Origin of the sequence: uncultured Pseudoteredinibacter sp., from assembly GCF_947500695.1 — a bacterium.
GTDB lineage: Bacteria > Pseudomonadota > Gammaproteobacteria > Pseudomonadales > Cellvibrionaceae > Pseudoteredinibacter.
This window is the reverse complement of the sequence record NZ_CANMSS010000004.1, coordinates 109,424-129,879: the sequence shown is the minus strand read 5'-3', so window position 1 is coordinate 129,879 and position 20,456 is coordinate 109,424. Positions and strand designations below refer to the sequence as shown.

The following is a 20,456-nucleotide window of genomic DNA, read 5'->3' as shown; positions in this document are numbered from 1 at the left end:
TTTTAATTCTTGTACTGCTTAACTATACCTAGAGGATCAACTATTAAGGTCAACTCTATGAAAACACTTCTCTTAGCACTCTCTATTTTTGTTCTTTTAAATTTGCAAGGCTGTACCGTCGTCGCCATTGCCGATGCGGCCGCATCTACGGTCATCGGCGTTGGCAAAGTTGCTGTAAAAGGAACCGTCGCCGTTGTCGATGCTGCGATTCCAGACGGTGATGACGATGACGAAGACCAGGACGACGATGAGCCTGATAATGATGAAGAGTGATGGGGGCGGAATTAAGAGATAACTTTAAAAGGTACCATTAGAGGGGCTTTCGCCCCACCAAGTTTAGCTTGCGCTAGCCTCTATTCTACACAAGCCTGAATAAGACGTGCCGCCAGCTTTGCGGTACGGCCATCAATATCATATTTAGGGTTCATCTCAGCGACATCGACCAGCAGCAAAGGCACATTTAGTTCATCGCAAATTTGGCGCAGCTGGTGAATTAAACGAAGCACGACATTTGGTGATAGGCCCAGGGCCGATGGCGCACTAACACCCGGGGCGAAAGGCGCTGAAATTGCATCCAAACAAATGGTCAAGTAAAGGCCGGATTTATCGGAAAGAAAATCACGCAGTGCCAAATCCATCGCAGGAAGATCTAACTCTGTACAATCAACATCGGCGCGCCAATAAACCTCTTTATCAGCGGCGAAATCAAATAAAGCACGCGTATTTGCACTAGGATTAACACCAAAACATGCATAGTGAAAAGGCCAATCATGCTGCTCACGATGCTCAGCAATCTGTCGAAAAGGCGTTCCGGAAGAACCATGCTCAGCAGGCTTTCTGAGATCCAAATGCGCATCGATATTGAGCACCGCCAATTGCGCTACATCTTTTTCTTGCTGACGTAACGCAGCTTCTAAACCGCTATAACTCGCCCAGGCAATTTCATGACCACCACCCAAGCCAATCGCTAAACCATCCGATTGAATAATCTTCGCGACTTTATGGGCATACTCAAGTTGAGCCGCTTCCATATCTGGGCCAACACAGGTCACAGTACCGGCATCAAATAAGCTTTCTTTCAGCTCTGCACCTAAGTAAGTTATCGGCTGCCAGCTTAAACCGGCCAAAGCTTGGCGCAAGGCCGCTGGGCCTTCTGCAGCACCATCACGTCCCTTATTGCGGCGCACCCCTTCGTCACAGGCAAAGCCCAGCAAAACCGGAGCTTGCTCCAAATTACCGGCAGCCTGATCAAAATCCTTAACAATTTGGTGCCAACGTGGCGCAGGGCGATCTTCCTCGTCATCCACCCGGCCCTGCCATAATTTCGCATCAAATGGGCTGTACATCAGCATACCTCAGTTATTATTTATCAGTATTTTAAGAGCTTAAGGCTGCAAGAGCCATTAGCTAAAAGGCTAGCGTTTAAAAGCCATTAGCTAAAAGCCTAATGCCAAAAATGCTTACAACCAATTACCTTCACGAATAATGGCCGCAGGTTTAACTAAATTAAAACCATAACTCAGCTCACTGGGATGCCCTATATTCCACATAAGTAGATCGGCATCGAGTCCCACTTTTAGCATTCCCTTTTGAGACGACAAGCCCAAAGCTTGGGCGGCATGCTGGGTGACGCCACGCAGGCTCTCTTCCGGCGTCAAGCCAAATAACACACAGGCTTGATTCATCGCTAGGCGCAGCGAGGCCAAAGGAGAAGTACCCGGGTTTAAATCTGTCGCAACCGCCATAGCCACATTGGCTTCGCGTATGGCGGCAATAGGTGGTAGCTGCGTTTCTTTTAAAGAATAGAAAGCACCCGGCAGCAATACGGCCACCGTATCTGATTCTTTTAAGTGCGCGACATCGCCCGCTTGCAAATACTCAATATGATCCACTGACCAGCCGTCAAATTCAGCCACCAACTTAGCTCCGCCAAGATCACTTAATTGCTCTACATGGCCTTTGATCGCCAAACTATGGGCCTTGGCGGCTTCAAAAACTCGACGACATTGATCAGGAGTAAAGCCAACACCCTCGCAAAACACATCGACAGCATCCGCGAGCTTCTCGACTGCGGCTGCCGGAATAATCTCGCGGCAAACAAGATCTATATAAGCATCGGCATTGTCTTTAAATTCCGGCGGCAGAGCATGGGCTGCTAATAAGGTCGTGCTGATATGAACAGAAAACTCGGTCGATAGCTGCTTGGCAATGCGCAACATTCGCAGCTCTTGCTCTAAACTTAGCCCGTATCCCGATTTAACCTCGACCGTTGTGACACCTTCGTCCAGCAAAGCCTGCAAACGCTGCGCTGCGCCTTGGTAGAGCTCTTCATCCGTTGCCGCTCGCGTTGCGGCTACAGTACTGGCAATACCTCCGCCCGCTTTAGCTATCTCCTGGTAACTGCGCCCTTGTAGGCGCCATTCAAATTCCTGTGCCCTATTGCCACCCCAGATAAGATGATTATGGCAGTCAATCAATGCTGGGCTAATAAACTGTCCTTGCCCATCAACCGTTAGTTCGGCCTCTGGCGCAGCACCCTGCCCCAGGCTATGGATTTTGCCCTGATCAATGGCCAACCAGGCGTTTTCCAGCAAGCCATAAGCAGCTGGCTGCTCTGGGTCCAAAGTTATGAGATGAACGTTTTCTATCAGCTGATCCAGCATTTTCAGGCCTTTTGTGCTTATTGGCCGTTTGGGCCACTGCTTTTATCGACATTATCGCTTGCCAAGATTGACAAGTTAATGGCATTCTAGTTGTATATACAACCATAGACAACCTTAATTGTTCCTAGCCGGCAGGGAAAACCCTAAGCAATGGAACAAACCAGGCAGGGAATAAATGGCGACACCACGCTTCGAAACCATAAAGGCACATATTGAAAGCCAAATTAACCAAGGCGACTTGCGCCCTGGCGATCGGGTGCCCTCTGAAAATCAATTATGTGAGCAATTTGATGTTAGCCGCATGACTGCTCGCCGCGCCCTGCAAGCCTTAACAGACGATGGTCTGCTCATTAGAACACCTGGCCTAGGGAGCTTTGTTGCGGAACAACGGCCAGTCGCATCGATGATGGAAGTGCGCAATATCGCCGACGAAGTCCAGCAGCGTGGCCACCGCTACCGTGCCGAAATTTTACACATGGAAAGCTGCCCTGCCGATGAGCAGCAGGCTTGGCTATTAAATATCAAGCCAGGAACCGAGCTCTTCCATAGTTTGATCGTGCATTATGAAGATGACCTTCCACTGCAATGGGAGGATCGTTTGGTTAACCCTGCTATGGCACCAGAATACTTGCAGCAAGACTTTAGCCAGAGCACGCCCAATGCGTACCTAAGCCAAGTGGCCCCGTTAACTGAAGCCAGCCACAAGATTGAGGCTGTACTGGTAGAAGAAAAAATTGCCAGTGCTTTAGACATCGATCGTATGTCCCCTTGCCTACAGATTAGTCGTCGTACCTGGTCGGCTAAAGGCGTGGTGAGCTTGGCAACTTTAATACACCCTGGTGACCGCTACTGTTTAGGCGGCCACGTAAAGCAATAATTTTTCTCTTGTTTGTTTGACACACAACGCATAAAAAACACAGTAACGCGGGCCACAAGCCCAGTGATAAATAGGTGACTTATGACGACTGATACTCGCCACGATCCGAAGCGACTGATCAAAGCCGCGACCGGAACAGAAAAAACCGCCAAAAGCTGGTTAACTGAAGCTGCACTGCGCATGCTGATGAACAATCTTGACCCTGAGGTTGCTGAGCACCCGGCCAACTTAGTGGTCTACGGCGGAATCGGCCGCGCTGCTCGTGACTGGGCCTGCTATGACAAGATTGTGGAAGTACTGACCAATCTTGAAGACGATGAGTCTCTGCTGGTTCAAAGTGGTAAGCCTGTTGGTGTATTCAAAACTCACGCCGATGCGCCACGTGTTTTGATCGCCAACTCAAACCTAGTACCACATTGGGGCAACTGGGAACACTTTAACGAGCTCGATAAAAAAGGTCTGATGATGTACGGCCAAATGACCGCCGGCTCTTGGATCTACATTGGCTCCCAAGGCATTGTTCAAGGTACTTATGAAACCTTCGGCGCAGTGGCCCGTCAACATTTCGATGGCGATGCCAGCGGCAAATGGGTATTAACCGGTGGCCTTGGTGGCATGGGTGGCGCTCAGCCATTGGCGGCAACCATGGCAGGCTTTTCAATGGTCGCGGTTGAATGCGATGAAAGCCGCATTGATTTTCGTTTATCTAATCGCTACTTGGATAAAAAGGCACAAAACCTAGATGAAGCCTTGGCGATGATTGAAGAAGCCAAACAAGAAGGCAAAGCCATCTCTATCGGTTTACTGGGTAATGCCGCCGATATCTTCCCCGAATTGGTTGAGCGCAATATCATCCCAGATGTGGTAACTGATCAAACCAGTGCCCACGATCCACTTAACGGTTATTTGCCGCAAAACTGGAGCATGGAAAAAGCCGCCGAAATGCGTTTAAAAGATGAAGCGGCTGTTGTACAAGCGGCGAAAGAATCTATGGCGGTTCAGGTGCAAGCCATGCTGGCATTGCAAGAGCGAGGCGCAGCCACTTTGGATTACGGTAATAATATCCGTCAAATGGCCAAGGAAGTGGGTGTTGAAAATGCCTTTGATTTCCCAGGCTTTGTTCCAGCGTACATCCGCCCACTTTTCTGTGAAGGTATTGGACCTTTCCGCTGGGCCGCCTTAAGTGGTGACCCAGAAGATATCTATAAAACCGACGCCAAAGTAAAAGAGCTCATTCCAGATGATACCCATCTTCACAACTGGTTAGATATGGCCCGTGAGCGAATTGAGTTTCAAGGATTACCCGCCCGTATCTGCTGGGTTGGCTTAAAAGATCGCGCCCGCTTGGCCAAAGCTTTTAACGAAATGGTTAAAAGTGGTGAGCTTAAAGCACCTGTCGTTATTGGTCGCGACCATTTGGATTCAGGCTCTGTAGCTTCACCTAACCGTGAAACCGAAAGTATGAAAGATGGCTCTGACGCCGTTTCCGATTGGCCTTTGTTGAACGCTTTACTAAGTACCGCCGGTGGCGCTACTTGGGTGAGCTTACATCATGGCGGTGGTGTTGGCATGGGCTTTAGTCAGCATGCAGGCGTGGTAATTGTTGCGGACGGAACAGACGCTGCCGAGCAACGCTTAGGGCGAGTATTGTGGAATGACCCAGCTACCGGCGTTATGCGTCATGCCGATGCGGGATACGATATCGCGATTAACTGCGCCAAAGAAAATGGCCTGAATCTTCCAATGCTGGATCAATAAGGAACATAGCCATGCAAGTATTAAACATTGTTCCGGGTCAGTTGAACTTGACTCAATTAAAACAACTGGATCTGGCCCCTCATAAAATTGAGTTGGATCCTAGCTGCTTTGAAGCTATTCATAAATCCGCTGCGACTGTTGCCAAGGTGATCGAAGAAGATCGCGTCGTGTACGGTATTAATACCGGCTTTGGTTTGTTAGCCAACACTCGCATCGATGCCTCTGAGCTGGAAGTTCTGCAAAAGAGTATTGTACTTTCCCATGCCGCTGGTATTGGCAAGTTTATGAGTGAAGCGACAGTACGCTTGTTAATGGTATTAAAAATTAATTCCCTAGCACGCGGCTTTTCTGGTATTCGTTTAGAAGTGATTCAAGCGCTGGCGACCTTGCTCAATAAAGAAATTTACCCATGTATCCCAGTAAAAGGCTCAGTGGGCGCCAGCGGCGACCTAGCGCCACTTGCCCATATGAGCTGTGTATTACTTGGTGAGGGTGAAGCTCTCTATCAAGGCCAAGTTATCTCTTCCAAGGTCGCACTTGAGCTTGCCGGTTTGGAGCCTTTAACCCTAGCCCCCAAAGAAGGCTTAGCCTTGCTTAATGGCACCCAGGCCTCAACAGCATTAGCACTTCAAGGTTTGTTCGCCGCTGAAAATATGTTGGCTGCCGGTACCGTTATCGGTGCACTTTGTGTTGATGCCGCTCAGGGCTCTCGCTCTCCATTCGACCACCGCATCCACGAAGTGCGCGGCCATCAAACGCAAATTGATATGGCTCAAGCTTATCGTACCTTGCTAGATCACTCTGAGATTGAAGAGAGCCACGAGAATTGCGAAAAGGTACAGGATCCATACTCGCTGCGCTGCCAACCTCAAGTGATGGGGGCCTGCTTACAACAGATTCGTAACTCGGCCGATATTATTCTGACCGAATGTAATGCAGTTTCCGACAACCCATTAGTATTCCAAGCGGAAGATGACATTATTTCCGGCGGTAACTTCCATGCTGAACCCATCGCTATGGCAGCCGACAACTTGGCCATTGCTATTGCTGAAATCGGGGCTTTATCTGAGCGTCGCATGGCCCTATTGATTGATTCAAAACTTAGCGGCTTGCCACCATTCTTGGTAAATAATGGCGGTGTTAACTCCGGCTTTATGATCGCCCAGGTAACCTCAGCAGCATTGGCTAGTGAAAACAAAACCCTGGCTCACCCGGCTTCTGTAGACAGCTTACCGACCTCGGCAAACCAAGAAGACCATGTATCCATGGCCACCTTTGCCGCAAGACGCTTGCAAGATATGTCTGAAAACTGCTGCGGTATTCTAGCGGTAGAATTTTTGGCAGCTTGCCAGGGCTTGGATTTCCGTACACCACTGAAAAGTTCTAAGACTTTAGAGCAAGCCAAAACCGAATTGCGCGCCCTAGTGCCCTTCTACGACAAAGACCGTTACTTCGCCCCTGATATTGAGCAAGCCGCCGAGCTGATCAATTCGGGCAAGCTAATGAATTTTGTCGATACTAATATTCGTATTAGCCACTGATTTTGCGCTTTAGCGCAGCCCTGCCGAGAACCAGGCCCTTTGGGTCTGGTTTTTTTATAGCTCCATTTAGCTTTAACAGTCATTCGTGTAGCTTTAACAGTCATTCGTGTGAAATTGCTTCAGCTTTAGTTACAGGAGATACCCAGCCCTCCATAGTTATGCTTTAATTTGCACTTTACTCCCTAGTCATCACAAGGAATGTTCAATGCGCTATTTGCTCTTAGCTTTGCTTTCACTCACATTTTCGATACAAGATTCTTGGGCCGAAACCAATCCAAATACTCTACAAGACCAAGGATTTAAAGCGGCTAAACGAATCAGCGATTCAAAACCAATGTATCCGAAACAAGACCTCTATGCTGGCTATGAAGGCTGGGTGGTTCTAAGTATCATCGTAGATAAACAAGGCAATGTAAAAGAACCTCTAGTTCTCGGCTCCTCTGGGCGTAAAAACTTCGAGGATAATGCCAAACTTGCTGCGATGAAGTTTAAATATGAACCAGCAACACTAAATGGAGAGCCCATTGAAAGTGCAATCAACAAGGTAATGATCAGCTTTTCAATCGTAAAAGATAAGGTCGGTGCCAACTCACTCTTCATTAAGCACTACCAGAGATTTGAGAAAAGTATAGCCCGTGAAAAGCTGACTAGAATGGACACTAAAATAGAGAAATTAGAGAGAGCTTACACCCGAAATCGCTATGAGCAAGCATGGATCAATATCCTAAAGGCCAGTTACTACAACAAGACAAAAGATCGCAAAGCTTATTTACAAGCTCTTACCAAGGCTGCGGGTTTTAGTAGAAACACCCTGCCTAGCGATGTACATGCAAATAATCTAATCAATCTATATAACGCTCAGATTAAGGCTGGAAAGATTAAAGGCGCCCTTAGGACTGTAGAGAGAGCCGAGAAAATAAAGAGCGAGCAAACACGCTTGAAAAAGATCATCGATCACAAAAGCAAAATGCTAGCGCAAGTGTCCACTATTCCAACCTTAAAGGCCTATGGCGGTATCACAGCCCCGGACAAACCGTGGACGCATCAGCTGTTGAGAAATACCGTGGATATCAAAGTCAACAACGGGCAAGTAGATCAAATAGAGCTTCGCTGCCGTAATGGACTACAAAAGTTTGACGCGATCGAGGCCTCTAAGCATATTGATATTCCAAAGGATTGGAAAGATTGCATCGTTTTTATAAGTAGCAAAAAAGAAAGCGAGTTTGCAATCGCAGAATCTCTTCAATAAACAGATATTATGTACGCTACCTTCTTCATGGAATGCTTTTTCAGAAGGTAGCTTTATTGCCGCGGCGATCAATATGCAGACGGGCAGAAACTATCAAATGAGCAGCATCTGAACATTCTTAGAAAAGAGCTGCCCGTCGCCAGAAGCACCGCCCAAAAAACAAACAAAACCTCTTTCACATGCAATATTCAACATCCCAAGGTATGATTAGCTATTACTAACTTATCCCTTATTCTCAGCACAGAAAGGATTGCTTGTGAAGGATATTTCTGGAACTGAACACGCTCACATTAGCTGTCGGAATTCACGTGGGAAAATCGCCTATGTGCGAGATATTCTAGGTGAAGACAAGCTCCCTGAACTCTTTGCAGATATACTAAGCCCAGATACCCTTATTTCAGATCAATACAGCTATATGGGTAAAGCTCTAGATGTAGAGTATTTTCTAGATGTTAACAACTGGTACAGCAATGAGATTAACTTAAAATTCTTCGCCAATCTGAGCGCAATGGGCGTTGATGCCTACCATACCGGGCGGTACACCATTAGCCATGCCAAGGAAACCTTCAATACCGCCATCCTTGCTTATATGCGCTTATTAAGCCCTAAGGGAATCATCCAAAAGGCAAATCAAGTCAATGGTATTTACAATAGAACCAAAACGGTGGTCGCCAACCATATTTCCGATGACAGTGCCAAATTAACACTGCGTTACCACCCTGGCTGCGAGCATAACGAGCAGGTTACCCGCCAGAATATTGGGGTTTATTCTGCAATCTTGGCACATTCTGGATTTCAGGTTGTTGATTATGGTACTCAAGAATTCGAATCCCCCGACCCTAGGACCGAGGTCTGGTTTAAGTGGGAAAAAGAGAGTCGCTGGAAACGATTATGGTGGCTAGTTGGAAAAGTCTGTACCCGCCCTTTTGCTCACTACATGCAATCCTCAGATGTCATCAAGAGCTATCATGGAGATCTAGCGAAAAGCTTTGAACAGGAAATTATCGAGAAAGAAAAGCAACGTCAGCTCAGTGAAGATTATTATCAGCAGCTGCTCGAAGAACAAGCCCAGCGCGAAGCCAAGTTAAATTTATTGGTAGAGCAGAAAACCAATGAGCTACAAAACCTATTACAGGAAAAACAACGTCTATTCGAAAACATTTCTCATGAGCTTAAGACCCCTCTTAGTTTGGTTCTGGGGCCATTAGAACTATTAAGCCGAGAAAACCTCAACGAGCAACAAACACAACTTTTAGCGCAAGCCCAAAGTAACTCTGAAAGATTGCAAGCTTTGGTAGAACAGGTTTTAAACCTTGCAGAGATCAAGCTCGTTAAAGCTCAAGAAGTTGTTATCGATTTACCACAGCAAGTGAATACCATTGCAGCGGGCTTTACCGCCCTATTGGATCAGAAACAAATTCAGTACAAGGTGCACAACAAAATTCAAGGCAGGGCGAAAATCAGGCTATTCGATCAAGCCCTGGAGACAATGTTCGGAAATCTCTTAAGCAATGCGATTAAATACAGCGCTCCAGAAAAAACAATATCTGTTTTCCTTGAAGAGTACGACGACTGCTATTCCATTAAAGTGGAAGATGAAAACACAGTCATATCCCCTGATCTCGAGTCTAAGCTGTTCGAGCGATTTACTCGCGGTGAAAGCCAGGAAGAAGGCCACGGCTTGGGGTTGGCTATTGTAAAAGAGTGCTGCGATGAGATTGGCGCTAAAATCTCACTGCAAACCAGTGAAAGAGGGAATTGTTTTACCCTAGAATTGCCTTTGATCGAAGCAAAACTAGATAACACTATAAAAGAAGATAAGCCAAAACTCACTTCTTCAGCTTCCTCCAGCACAGTCGGGAGCACTGAAAAAGCTCAGCTGTTGCTCGTAGAAGACAATACTGAATTAGCTGACTTTATAATGCAGGCGCTGGGAAAAGAATTTTCCATCAAGCACTGCCTGGATGGCAAAGCCGCGCTGGAGCTTCTTAACAATGATGATGACGGCAATATTGAGCTCATTGTATCGGATGTTATGATGCCCAATATTGATGGCCTTGAGCTATGCCAAACACTGAAAAATGACCTGCGCTTTGCTCACATCCCGTTGATCCTACTCAGTGCCAAGAGTGATAATCAGAGCCGCCGTCTAGGTATCCAAGCGCAGGCGGATGACTATATTGGCAAGCCATTCAGTGTCGAGTTATTGCTGCAAAAATTACGAAACTGGAAAAATACCCATCGCGCGGCACAGGAGCGATTCAAGGCATTCCTACTTCCTAGTTCACTGAAAAACAAAGAGAGCCGAACAGAGCACGAGTTTTTACAGCGCTTTCGTCAAACCCTCAGCGAGCTCTATACTGACAATGAAGTGCGCAGCCCACAATTGGCCAAACAAATGGGTGTTTCCGAACGCCAATTAAGCCGTAGACTCCAATCCCTAGCCGGAGCAGGCCCAGCCGAATTATTACGGAATTACCGTCTAGAAATCGCTCGACAATTGCTTAAGGCAGGTGCCAGCACCAAAACAGCTTGCTTTGAATGTGGCTTCAACTCGATGAGCCATTTTAGCCAACTCTTTAAAAGCCATTTCGGAATCCCCCCTTCCAAGGTCGAGAGGGAGCAGGACAGTGAGAAACTTACGGAAGCAGAAACGTGTTGAGCTCACAGTCTAAATTACCAGCTAGAGGCAGATTTGCCTCTCTTATTGTCATCTGGGCTTTTCTATAATACTTAGAAGCAATACCGGCTAGACAACAGCCCATAAACAAGCCCTAAACAACAATAAACAGTAGAGTGGCATTATGAGTCAGACTTATACTTTATATGGCGCACCAGCGTCTCTATACACTGGTAAAGTTCGAGCCTATTTGAACTACAAAAATATACCCTATCAAGAGCAAATCTCTTCCATGGGGGTATATAAAAAGATCATCCTGCCAAAAACTGGCGTGGCTATGATACCGGTCGTAAAAAGCCCCGAGGAAGAATATTGGCAGGACAGCAGTATTATATTAGATAAGCTAGAACAGCGATTCCCTAGCAAGCCCATATTGCCCGAAACCCCAAAGCAGAGAATGCTGGCTTTATTGTTCGAAATGTATGGTGATGAATGGTTGAGGCTCCCAGCCATGCATTATCGTTGGAACTTCCCCAAGCAGAATCTAGAGTTTATCAAATCAGAGTTTGGGGCCAGTGTGGCTCCAAGCATGCCTAAATTTATACAACGCTGGCTGGGCAAGAAAGTCGTCAATAAATTTTCGGGCTATGTCGAGCCCCTTGGCATCACCCAGGAAAATATCAGCGCCATTGAATCTTGGTATGAAGAATTCTTATCACAGCTGAACGACTTATTTAGCCAACAGGATTTCCTATTAGGCAGCGCCCCATCGATTGGCGACTTTGGCTTAATGGGGCCGCTCTATGCGCATCTCTATAGAGACCCCTACCCCGGGCAACTAATGAAAGAAAAAGCCCCCAATGTTGCCAAATGGGTTGAGCGCATGAATAAATCTAAGGATGTTAACGGTGGATTTTTACCCAATGATGAAATTCCCGAGGCGTTAGAGCCGATATTGAAGCGATTGTTTTCAGAGTTTTGGCCTGCGCTTCTCAATAGCTGCAAGAACATTGAAGTATGGGCAAAAGATCAGGCTCCTGGCAGCCGCCTGCCACGCATGCTAGGTATGCAAGAGTTTCGTATCGGCAATGCCACGGCGCAGCAGATGAGCCTAAGCTATGGCCAATGGATGCTTCAGCGGGTGCTAGGCCATTATCACGATTTAGATGAAACCGATAAATCTGCAGCCTGCCAATACTTCAGTTCTTTTAACAATGACCAAGACCCATTTGATATCACTTTGCAAGCTAAGGTGAAATTTGAGCGTAATCGCCTTGTTTTAGCTTGATGGCTGAGATTGAAAAGGTTTAAGGCTGAAATAATAAAGCCAAGATATTCTAAATTGCTAGAATAATGCCTGAGAGCTTAGGCCCATTGGGCTGCTCACGGATGAGCGGCTCTCACTTTCTCTGCACCTTGGTCTCGACAGGATTCACTTACTTCTTCCCTTCTCATTCCTGATTCAGTTTCAGAATTTTGGTTTCGCTCTACCCGCCTTAATTTGGCCGCGCTTATTTTTGCTGTCCATTCGGCGCGCCTTAGCCGCTCGGCTCGGTTTAGTGGCGATACGCTTTTTCTGCGTATATGCAACAGATTGTATCAGCTCACGCAGTCTATCCAGGGCAGCCTCGCGATTTTTATCTTGGGTACGAAACTGCTGAGCCTTAATAACCACTACACCGTCTTTACTGATACGCTGATCTTTAAGTGCGAGCAGACGATCACGGTAGAACTCCGGCAAGCTGGAACGATGAATGTCGAACCTCAGGTGAATAGCCGTGGAAACCTTATTAACGTTTTGACCGCCACTACCTTGGCTGCGAATGGCCTTGAGCTCAACCTCATCATCGGCCAGCGCAACATTATTAGAAATTCTTAACATAAGGCCCTTTACTCAGAGCCTTACATTGAGTCGTGAAGAGCTTTTAAGCAATAGCATCACCAACACGAACTACCTTCATAGTATTAGTGCCGCCATGCACATTAATGTAATCACCTTTAGACAAAATAACCAGATCGCCAAGCTCTACTACACCGCGGCGCTGTAGCTCATTAATAACACTTTGATTCATTTCTTCAGGCGCTACGATCAATGTATTAAAGGTTACCGGCACAACCCCCCTAAACATCGCCATGCGATTCTCCGCATCTTGCTGCGCTGTAAAGGCAAAAATCGGCAAGCTGGAACTGATACGAGACATCCACAGCGGAGTTTTGCCCGTTTCCGTTAGGCTTATAATCGCTTTTACGCCTTCAAGGTGGTTCGCGGTATACATAACCGCCATGGCAATAGATTCATCAACCGCATCAAACTGCTGATGCAAACGGTGCTGAGATTGCTGAATTTCAGGGCTACGCTCAGCGCCAATAATAATACGAGCCATTGCCTCTACAGTTTCTACCGGAAACTGTCCTGCGGCCGTTTCACCAGAAAGCATAACGGCATCTGTGCCGTCCAATACCGCGTTGGCCACGTCGAAAACTTCTGCGCGAGTTGGCAATTGACTATCAATCATAGATTCCATCATCTGGGTGGCCGTAATCACCAAGCGATTGGCCTTGCGAGCGCGGCTAATCATGTCCTTTTGGACACCAATCAGCTCCGCATCGCCGATTTCTACCCCTAGATCTCCGCGGGCTACCATGACACATTCAGATGCTTCGATAATGCCATCCAAAACAGTTTTATCAGAAACCGCCTCGGCACGTTCAACTTTAGCCACTAAGCTAGACTCACCACCAGCCTCTTCCATTAGCGCTCTGGCTAAATTCATATCTTCAGCGCTGCGTACAAAAGAAACAGCCAAGTAGTCGGCTTTGATTTCGGCCGCCAGCTTAATATCGGCTCTATCTTTATCGGTCAGTGCCTCGGCTGATAAGCCACCACCCTCTCGGTTGATACCTTTGTTATTGGATAGCTTCCCAGCAACAACCGTTTTCGTCTCAATACGACTACCGTTAACTGCGGTAACTTCCAAAACTACGCGACCATCATCTAACAACAAACGATCACCTGCACTAACATCCTTTGGTAGCTCAGCGTAATCAATACCAACCTCTTGTTGATTTCCAGCTTCGCGCTCCAAGCTGGCATCCAAAGCGAAGCTATCACCAAGTGCTAATTCGATTGGACCATCGGTAAATCGAGCGATTCGAATCTTAGGGCCTTGCAAGTCACCTAAAATGGCCACGGTTCGGTGCAAACGGCGCGCAATTTTTCTGACTTGCTGAGCACGTTGACGGTGATCTTCATGGCTACCATGGGAGAAATTCATGCGCACCACATTGACGCCAGCCTTAATCACTTTCTCTAGTACACCAGGGGCGTCAGTAGATGGTCCTAAAGTGGCTACGATTTTGGTACGGCGAATGGTACTCACAAATAACTCCAATTAATTCGATGATTTCGGATTTAAAACAGACACTATACCAGCTTTAAATGACAGTGATATAAATGCGCTAGGAAGAAAGCGACGTTTTAGCCAAAGCAGTTAGGTATTGTAGTTAAGTACTTTGGCTAGCACTAAAGAAATTAATGAGCTTGAACCTTTTCAGCACCACAACGCTCACAGCGGTAGCGGGTAACCAGCTTGCCCTGTTTAACGTCAAATTGCTTTGCTGAGCAGATTTTCCATTTATGGAAGCCGCTGCGACACAAGCTTTTGCCCTTATGTTTTTCAGCAGCGGTTTTTCGTTTAAATGGCAGTACCTCGCCCATAAGAAGAATTAAACCACCTTGATATGCCAAGGCTCATAGCGAACCCCAAGGCGGTTATCCGTGGTATAGCGAATTTGCACATAGCCTAAATCTTCCATGGTTTTGAACTCACGGGTTTGTGCAAATTGATCAGTGAAGTTTTTAGCTCCCCAGCCAATACGGCCCACGTCAAAATCACCAATACCATGGAAAGAATGACCAGGAGGGGCAAGCGAACGGGAAGCCTTAGAAAGATTAAACTCTGATTCGACAGCTTTATTAAGGAACAACATCATCTGCTTAACGTTACTGCGAATACCAGAGGTTAGAATGATATTCTTACCAACATCTTTTTTAAGCTTGTTGTAATAATTTAGGGAGTCGCCTGCGAATAGGTAGTGCCCCGAATACGGCACCTTCACGATATCTTTTTTAGCAATACGGTCAGTCAAACTTCCCGAAACCTTTTCTCCGAAAAAGCCATACTCGCTAGCCTGGGTTTCGAAGATCATTTCCATAAAGGCCAGCTCTTCATCGGTGAAGCGGCCAATTTTGTTGTACTTACGCCCAAAGCGAATGGCTTCGTCAAAGCCCAGCACATTGAAATTACCGTGCCCTACGATTTTTTGGGTACGTCCCAATCGTAAGGCTACTGAAAGTAGAATACGGCGCTGATCTTTCGGTAAATAAACATCATCATGAAATTCATTTTCGAAGAATCTCACCTTATCAAGGTTTGCTTCGCCTTTTGCGTTAGGGTCTACAATGACGACCTGCTCGCGATCTTGAGAAACAATTTGCTGAGCTTGTTCAGGCTCCACTGCTTTGCTGACATCAGTGGCTGGCGCAGCGGGGAATTTTTCACGGATAACTGTGCCGCTAAGCGAATTACTATCAAACAGCTCGCCATTATCCACTGGACTTTGATGGTCTATTTGATGGTCTAACTGTATAGTCGGCTGCTTCGTTTTGGCACTTGCAACTGAAGCATCGGCTCCTGAGGCATCACGAGCGGCGTTAGGAATAGTATCTGCCGGATGCGGCATTACAAATTCCGCATCGCTGGGTGGATCTAGGGGGATAGGGTCAATATCACCTAGTTCGGCTTGCATTGGTGCATCATCTAAGGCCTCTTTAGCCAAAGATTGCAATAAATATGAGCCCGTCCCGGTAACACCTGCACCGGCGACAAAGCCCACTAATAAATCCCGTCGTTTCACTTTCTATTCCCCGAAAAACTGCTTGTTCCCAGTTTCAAACTGAGCTAAACCACAGCCCTAATTTCCTAGAGTGGGTTATTTATAACCCGCGACCTGCTTAACAGGCTCTTTATTTATTTGTCGGTCATTGTCTGGCTATTGTAGCCTGCCAAGCGACTGATTGTCAGCCAATGCCAAGCCTTTGCGCCTATATTACCGACACCTAATAACAATAATAGTAGAGCATTTGAAAAAACGTCCAGTTTTTGACTTGATGAACGCTAAAAAATAACAAAGCACCTCAACAATACTGGCTAACTATATGATGAGTAAGCACTTTTGTGTAGGACTGTATAGTTTTAAGGGATTGAAAAAGCTGATTTTTCTGGAATAAAAGCCCAGCAGATACCTTTTTGGCGCGCAATAATTCTTTTTCGGGATGAAGTAAAGTAGGAAAACAGGCTAAAAACTGTACGGCAATTCAAAAAGAATCGTGACGAGCCTGCCCAATGACAAGCCGCCACTTGAGAAAACTATGTTCTTGGTAAGGTTACACCGCGCTGGCCCTGATATTTGCCACCTCGGTCTTTATAAGAGGTTTCGCATATCTCATCAGATTCAAAGAACAGCATCTGAGCAACACCTTCATTGGCATAAATTTTTGCAGGTAAAGGCGTGGTATTGGAAAACTCCAAGGTCACATGGCCTTCCCACTCAGGCTCAAGCGGGGTTACGTTCACAATAATCCCACAACGAGCATAGGTGGATTTGCCCAAGCAAACAGTTAAGACATTGCGGGGAATACGGAAGTATTCGACAGTACGCGCCAATGCGAATGAGTTTGGCGGGATCACACAAACGTCGCTTTTGATATCCACAAAGCTGTTTTCATCAAAGTTCTTTGGATCCACAATGGTTGAGTGAACATTGGTGAAGATCTTGAACTCATCGGCACAGCGCACATCATAGCCATAGCTTGAGGTTCCATAGGAAACCAAACGCTGGCCCTGGCTGTCGTAGCGCACCTGCTCGTGCTCAAAAGGTTCAATCATGCCGTGCTCTTCGGCCATACGGCACATCCATTTGTCAGACTTAATGGACATAAACAGCCTCTATCCTATTTCTTGATTAACTCGTTAACTGATGTTTGCCCTGAAGCAGGACAGAAAGTGGGCCGAATCATATAGTGTTTTCAACGATGGGAAAAGCGCACCTTATAATCCCGAGCTCCCGCTAGGGAGTTTTAGATGCGCATGCCCCCAACACTAGTCGTTACTAAACACTAACTCGGGCCCAGCTTGGCCGGTCTCTGACTGCAAATATAACTGGGCTGCTAGTTTACTGGCCGCCTCCCCGTAAGCCGTCGACAAAGCTGAGCCAGGTGACTTCACTACCGTCGGCATGCCGCTATCTAAATCCTCGCGTAATTGCTTGTCGATGGGCAGTTGCGCCAAAACTTCAATACCGTATTGCTGGGCAATGCGCTCGCCGCCACCTTCACCAAAAATTGCTTCTTGGTGGCCACACTGGCTACAAATATGATGGCTCATATTCTCCAACACCCCCAAGATAGGCACATTGACTTTATTGAACATTTCAATGCCCTTCAAAGCGTCTATCAAGGCAATATCTTGGGGGGTGGTCACGATAAGAGCGCCACTGAGGGGCACCTTCTGAGATAGGGTGAGCTGGATATCGCCCGTGCCAGGGGGCATATCGATCAATAGATAATCCAGTTGCGGCCAGGCTGTTTGTAAAAGCAATTGCTGCAATGCTCCGGCCGCCATAGGGCCTCGCCAAACCATAGGCGTTTTATCGGTGACCAAGTTGGCCATCGATATCACCGCTAAACCATAGGCTTCTAGGGGGTACATCTGTTTCTCCCCCTTTACCCTTGGGCGCTGCCCATCTAAGCCCAACATATGACTTTGGCTAGGTCCGTAAATATCCGCATCCAAAATGCCTACCTTTGCGCCTGATGCTGCCAGCGCTAAAGCCAAGTTTACTGTGGTACTGGATTTGCCCACCCCTCCCTTACCAGAAGCTATCGCAATCACATTCGCTATATTTTCTAAGCCTGGGATGTCAGCCGGCATTCTACGAGGAGCTTTCCAGCTTATGTCGACCTCAAGGCTATTGAGCGGCCAGGATTGCTCTTGAGTTAATTGCATAAATGCCTGCTGTAATTGCTGCTCAACAGACCAACGATAAGTATCTATAGGGTATGGAAACTCAAGTTTAAGCTGCAAGGCCTCCCCTTCAACAACGGCCTGCTTTAGGCAATCTAAACGATTGAGCTCTCGATGCAGTAACGGGTCTAATACACGGCTTAATAGCTCGTCGCACAAAGGCTGAATGTCTTGGCTCATAGTCGCTCTCTTGAATACATTAACTGCCAATATAATGGGGACGCTTTATCCAAATGACAACGCCCTAAAGGCAATTTTTAGCTCTAAGCTCCGCTGCTACAACCATTTAAAAAGTGCACATTTCAATCAACACAAAGCCAGTAATGGCTTTCCAAGCTGCTCTAGACAACCCAAGCCAAAGACTAAGCTTATGCCTAAATAAAAGGGTTTTAAGAGTATTTAGCGATAGTTTTCAATGCTATAATCCGCGGGTTTTGCCGCCTGATGGCTAGCTAATTAAGACATATTGCATTTGATCCACTATTTCTGGACAGATGAGTGAAGCTTAGAACAAAGCAAATTGGGCACAGCATTTGGCACATGCCACCGAATTAATGAGATTGAACAGCCCCTCAGGGGCATTTTAGAGAGCGAGTTTCCATCAATGAGTCAGCGCCGAAAAATTTTGGTCACCAGCGCACTTCCCTACGCCAACGGCCCAATTCACCTTGGCCATTTAGTCGAATACATCCAAACCGACATCTGGGTGCGCTTCCAAAAGCTGCGTGGTCACGACTGCCACTATGTCTGTGCCGATGACGCCCACGGCACGGCCATCATGTTAAAAGCCGAGCAGTTAGGTATTACTGCCGAAGAGCAAATTGCTAACGTAAAGGCCGATCACGAAAAAGATTTTGCCGGTTTCCATATTGGTTTTGATAACTATGGCTCTACCCATAGTGAAGAAAACCGACAGTATTCAGAGATGATCTACCAGCGTTTGCAGGAAAATGGTCATATCGCCAGCCGTACTATTACCCAGGCTTACGATCCAGAAAAAGAATTGTTTTTGGCCGATCGCTACATCAAGGGCACTTGCCCTAAATGTAAAGCTGAAGATCAATACGGTGATAACTGTGAAGTATGCTCAGCGACTTACTCACCAACAGAGTTAATTAACCCTAAGTCAGCCATCTCTGGCGCAACACCGATTGCCAAAGATTCAGAGCATTTCTTTTTTAAGCTGCCTGAGTTTAGCGATTTTCTAAAAGAGTGGACCCGCAGTGGCACCTTGCAAAATGAAGTCGCCAACAAGCTTGCCGAGTGGCTAGATGCTGGATTACAAGAGTGGGATATTTCCCGCGATGCACCTTATTTTGGTTTCGAAATTCCTGGCCAAAAAGGTAAATATTTCTACGTTTGGCTGGATGCCCCGATTGGCTATATGGCCAGTTTTAAGACGCTTTGCGATCGCGAAGGCTTAGACTGGGATGAATACTGGAAGCCTGACAGCGAAACCGAGCTTTACCACTTTATCGGCAAGGACATCGTCAACTTCCACGCATTGTTTTGGCCATCGATGCTGCACTCTGCGGGTTTCCGTAAACCAAGCGGCGTTAATGTACACGGTTTTCTAACTGTTGATGGCAAGAAGATGTCTAAGTCGCGCGGCACTTTTATTAATGCTGCGGCATATTTGAATCACTTAGACCCTGAATACCTGCGCTATTATTTTGCCGCCAAACTAACCGCCAGTGTTGACGATCTAGATTTAAATCTAGAAGACTTTGTTCAGCGTGTGAATACTGACCTGGTTAACAAGGTTGTTAATATCGCTAGCCGCACAGCATCGTTTGTGAAAAAAGCCGGTGGAGAGATGTCGGCCAACATTGAAAATCCCGAGCTTTGGCAGCAGTTTTTAAACGCTGAAAATCTTATTACTGAGCTCTATGAGCAACGCGAATACAGTAAGGCCATGCGCGAGATTATGACCTTGGCGGATGCGGCCAATGAGTATATCCAAGCACAAGCGCCTTGGAGCCTGGCAAAACAAGAAGGTAACGAGCAAAAGGTTTTAGACATCTGCAGCCTAGGGGTAAATATGTTCCGCGCCCTGATGCGTTTCTTAAAGCCAGTGCTGCCAGCTACCGCTGAAAAAGCCGAGCTATTCTTGGAAGAAACCTTAAATTGGCAAGAGCCATTGGCCTACCGTGCTGGTGCCATCAATAAGTTTAAGCCACTGATGACTCGTATTGAATCCGATAAGGTTGCTGCCATGGTTGAAGACAGCAAACAAGCGGCCGCCGAAGCGATGCAGGCGGCAAAGCCAGCCGCCACTGGTCCACTTGCGGACGAACCGATTGCCGACGAAATTAATTTCGATGATTTCGCCAAGGTCGATTTGCGTGTAGCACTTATCAAACAAGCTGAGCATGTCGATGGCGCCAAGAAGCTATTAAAGCTGACTTTAGATCTAGGCGGCGAAACTCGACAAGTGTTCTCGGGTATTAAAAGTGCCTATGCACCTGAAGACCTGGAAGGGAAACTGACCGTTATGGTTGCTAACCTCGCACCGAGAAAGATGAAGTTTGGTCTTTCCGAAGGCATGGTTCTAGCGGCTGGCCCAGGCGATAAAGAAATTTATCTGCTCGAGCCACATAGCGGCGCCCAGCCTGGCCAAAGGGTTATGTAAGTAAAATCTGATATAACACAAGGCAAGCTAT

The 20,456-nt window shown here is 46.8% G+C and carries 16 protein-coding genes; 8 read left to right on the top strand and 8 right to left on the bottom strand.

Annotated features, from left to right (window positions below; translation table 11 throughout):
• Positions 1–57 precede the first annotated feature (57 nt).
• Positions 58–273 (top strand): NF038104 family lipoprotein, encoded by a 216-nt coding sequence (locus tag Q1A08_RS09215; RefSeq protein ID WP_299772107.1) that lies wholly within the window; start codon positions 58–60, stop codon positions 271–273.
• Between the two features lie 80 nt (positions 274–353).
• On the opposite strand, the gene hutG is transcribed toward Q1A08_RS09215, so the two are convergent.
• Positions 354–1,346: a formimidoylglutamase gene (gene hutG / locus Q1A08_RS09210; protein WP_299772105.1), complete on the bottom strand. Its 993-nt coding sequence runs from the start codon at positions 1,344–1,346 to the stop codon at positions 354–356.
• 114 nt (positions 1,347–1,460) lie between these two features.
• Positions 1,461–2,663 carry an imidazolonepropionase gene (gene hutI / locus Q1A08_RS09205; protein ID WP_299772103.1) on the bottom strand — a complete coding sequence of 401 codons (1,203 nt, stop codon included), beginning with the start codon at positions 2,661–2,663 and terminating at the stop codon, positions 1,461–1,463.
• Between the two features lie 175 nt (positions 2,664–2,838).
• Between hutI and hutC the strand changes: the two genes are divergently transcribed.
• The 6 genes from hutC to Q1A08_RS09175 all read left to right on the top strand — a co-directional run bounded on the left by hutC (position 2,839) and on the right by Q1A08_RS09175 (position 11,996).
• The gene (hutC, locus tag Q1A08_RS09200; RefSeq protein WP_299772101.1) at positions 2,839–3,540 is read left to right on the top strand and encodes a histidine utilization repressor; all 702 of its coding nucleotides are present in this window, start codon (positions 2,839–2,841) and stop codon (positions 3,538–3,540) included.
• An 81-nt stretch (positions 3,541–3,621) separates the two neighbouring features.
• On the top strand, positions 3,622–5,298 hold the full coding sequence (gene hutU, locus Q1A08_RS09195) for a urocanate hydratase (protein ID WP_299772099.1): 1,677 nt from the start codon (positions 3,622–3,624) through the stop codon (positions 5,296–5,298).
• An 11-nt stretch (positions 5,299–5,309) separates the two neighbouring features.
• Positions 5,310–6,839, top strand: a complete 1,530-nt coding sequence (hutH, locus tag Q1A08_RS09190; RefSeq protein WP_299772098.1) for a histidine ammonia-lyase — start codon at positions 5,310–5,312, stop codon at positions 6,837–6,839.
• Between the two features lie 205 nt (positions 6,840–7,044).
• Positions 7,045–8,088: a TonB family protein gene (locus Q1A08_RS09185; protein WP_299772096.1), complete on the top strand. Its 1,044-nt coding sequence runs from the start codon at positions 7,045–7,047 to the stop codon at positions 8,086–8,088.
• 256 nt (positions 8,089–8,344) lie between these two features.
• Positions 8,345–10,750: a helix-turn-helix domain-containing protein gene (locus Q1A08_RS09180; RefSeq protein WP_299772094.1), complete on the top strand. Its 2,406-nt coding sequence runs from the start codon at positions 8,345–8,347 to the stop codon at positions 10,748–10,750.
• A 142-nt stretch (positions 10,751–10,892) separates the two neighbouring features.
• Positions 10,893–11,996, top strand: a complete 1,104-nt coding sequence (locus tag Q1A08_RS09175) for a glutathione S-transferase (RefSeq protein WP_299772092.1) — start codon at positions 10,893–10,895, stop codon at positions 11,994–11,996.
• Between the two features lie 180 nt (positions 11,997–12,176).
• Here Q1A08_RS09175 and arfB read toward each other — a convergent pair whose 3' ends face one another.
• The 6 genes from arfB to apbC all read right to left on the bottom strand — a co-directional run bounded on the left by arfB (position 12,177) and on the right by apbC (position 17,973).
• A complete protein-coding gene (arfB, locus tag Q1A08_RS09170; protein ID WP_299772090.1) occupies positions 12,177–12,590 on the bottom strand; it encodes an alternative ribosome rescue aminoacyl-tRNA hydrolase ArfB in 414 nt (137 codons plus the stop codon).
• A 43-nt stretch (positions 12,591–12,633) separates the two neighbouring features.
• The gene (gene pyk, locus Q1A08_RS09165; RefSeq protein WP_299772087.1) at positions 12,634–14,088 is read right to left on the bottom strand and encodes a pyruvate kinase; all 1,455 of its coding nucleotides are present in this window, start codon (positions 14,086–14,088) and stop codon (positions 12,634–12,636) included.
• Positions 14,089–14,240: 152 nt separating this feature from the next.
• Positions 14,241–14,426, bottom strand: coding sequence for a hypothetical protein (locus tag Q1A08_RS09160; protein WP_299772085.1), 186 nt, complete (start codon positions 14,424–14,426; stop codon positions 14,241–14,243).
• 8 nt (positions 14,427–14,434) lie between these two features.
• Positions 14,435–15,625, bottom strand: a complete 1,191-nt coding sequence (locus Q1A08_RS09155; RefSeq protein ID WP_299772083.1) for a M15 family metallopeptidase — start codon at positions 15,623–15,625, stop codon at positions 14,435–14,437.
• Positions 15,626–16,137: 512 nt separating this feature from the next.
• Entirely contained in the window at positions 16,138–16,707 is a 570-nt protein-coding gene (gene dcd / locus Q1A08_RS09150; RefSeq protein WP_299772082.1) for a dCTP deaminase, read from the bottom strand.
• A gap of 162 nt (positions 16,708–16,869) precedes the next feature.
• Complete coding sequence (gene apbC / locus Q1A08_RS09145; RefSeq protein ID WP_299772080.1) at positions 16,870–17,973, bottom strand: iron-sulfur cluster carrier protein ApbC; 1,104 nt, start codon at positions 17,971–17,973, stop codon at positions 16,870–16,872.
• 424 nt (positions 17,974–18,397) lie between these two features.
• Between apbC and metG the strand changes: the two genes are divergently transcribed.
• On the top strand, positions 18,398–20,425 hold the full coding sequence (metG, locus tag Q1A08_RS09140; RefSeq protein WP_299772078.1) for a methionine--tRNA ligase: 2,028 nt from the start codon (positions 18,398–18,400) through the stop codon (positions 20,423–20,425).
• Positions 20,426–20,456: the final 31 nt, after the last annotated feature.

Excerpts from the sequence above, each read along its gene's own strand:
- Q1A08_RS09215 (WP_299772107.1), top strand. The coding sequence starts at position 58 with ATGAAAACACTTCTCTTAGCACTCTCTATTTTTGTTCTTTTAAATTTG.
- hutG (WP_299772105.1), bottom strand. The coding sequence starts at position 1,346 with ATGTACAGCCCATTTGATGCGAAATTATGGCAGGGCCGGGTGGATGAC.
- hutI (WP_299772103.1), bottom strand. The coding sequence starts at position 2,663 with ATGCTGGATCAGCTGATAGAAAACGTTCATCTCATAACTTTGGACCCA.
- hutC (WP_299772101.1), top strand. The coding sequence starts at position 2,839 with ATGGCGACACCACGCTTCGAAACCATAAAGGCACATATTGAAAGCCAA.
- hutU (WP_299772099.1), top strand. The coding sequence starts at position 3,622 with ATGACGACTGATACTCGCCACGATCCGAAGCGACTGATCAAAGCCGCG.
- hutH (WP_299772098.1), top strand. The coding sequence starts at position 5,310 with ATGCAAGTATTAAACATTGTTCCGGGTCAGTTGAACTTGACTCAATTA.
- Q1A08_RS09185 (WP_299772096.1), top strand. The coding sequence starts at position 7,045 with ATGCGCTATTTGCTCTTAGCTTTGCTTTCACTCACATTTTCGATACAA.
- Q1A08_RS09175 (WP_299772092.1), top strand. The coding sequence starts at position 10,893 with ATGAGTCAGACTTATACTTTATATGGCGCACCAGCGTCTCTATACACT.
- arfB (WP_299772090.1), bottom strand. The coding sequence starts at position 12,590 with ATGTTAAGAATTTCTAATAATGTTGCGCTGGCCGATGATGAGGTTGAG.
- Q1A08_RS09160 (WP_299772085.1), bottom strand. The coding sequence starts at position 14,426 with ATGGGCGAGGTACTGCCATTTAAACGAAAAACCGCTGCTGAAAAACAT.
- dcd (WP_299772082.1), bottom strand. The coding sequence starts at position 16,707 with ATGTCCATTAAGTCTGACAAATGGATGTGCCGTATGGCCGAAGAGCAC.
- apbC (WP_299772080.1), bottom strand. The coding sequence starts at position 17,973 with ATGAGCCAAGACATTCAGCCTTTGTGCGACGAGCTATTAAGCCGTGTA.
- metG (WP_299772078.1), top strand. The coding sequence starts at position 18,398 with ATGAGTCAGCGCCGAAAAATTTTGGTCACCAGCGCACTTCCCTACGCC.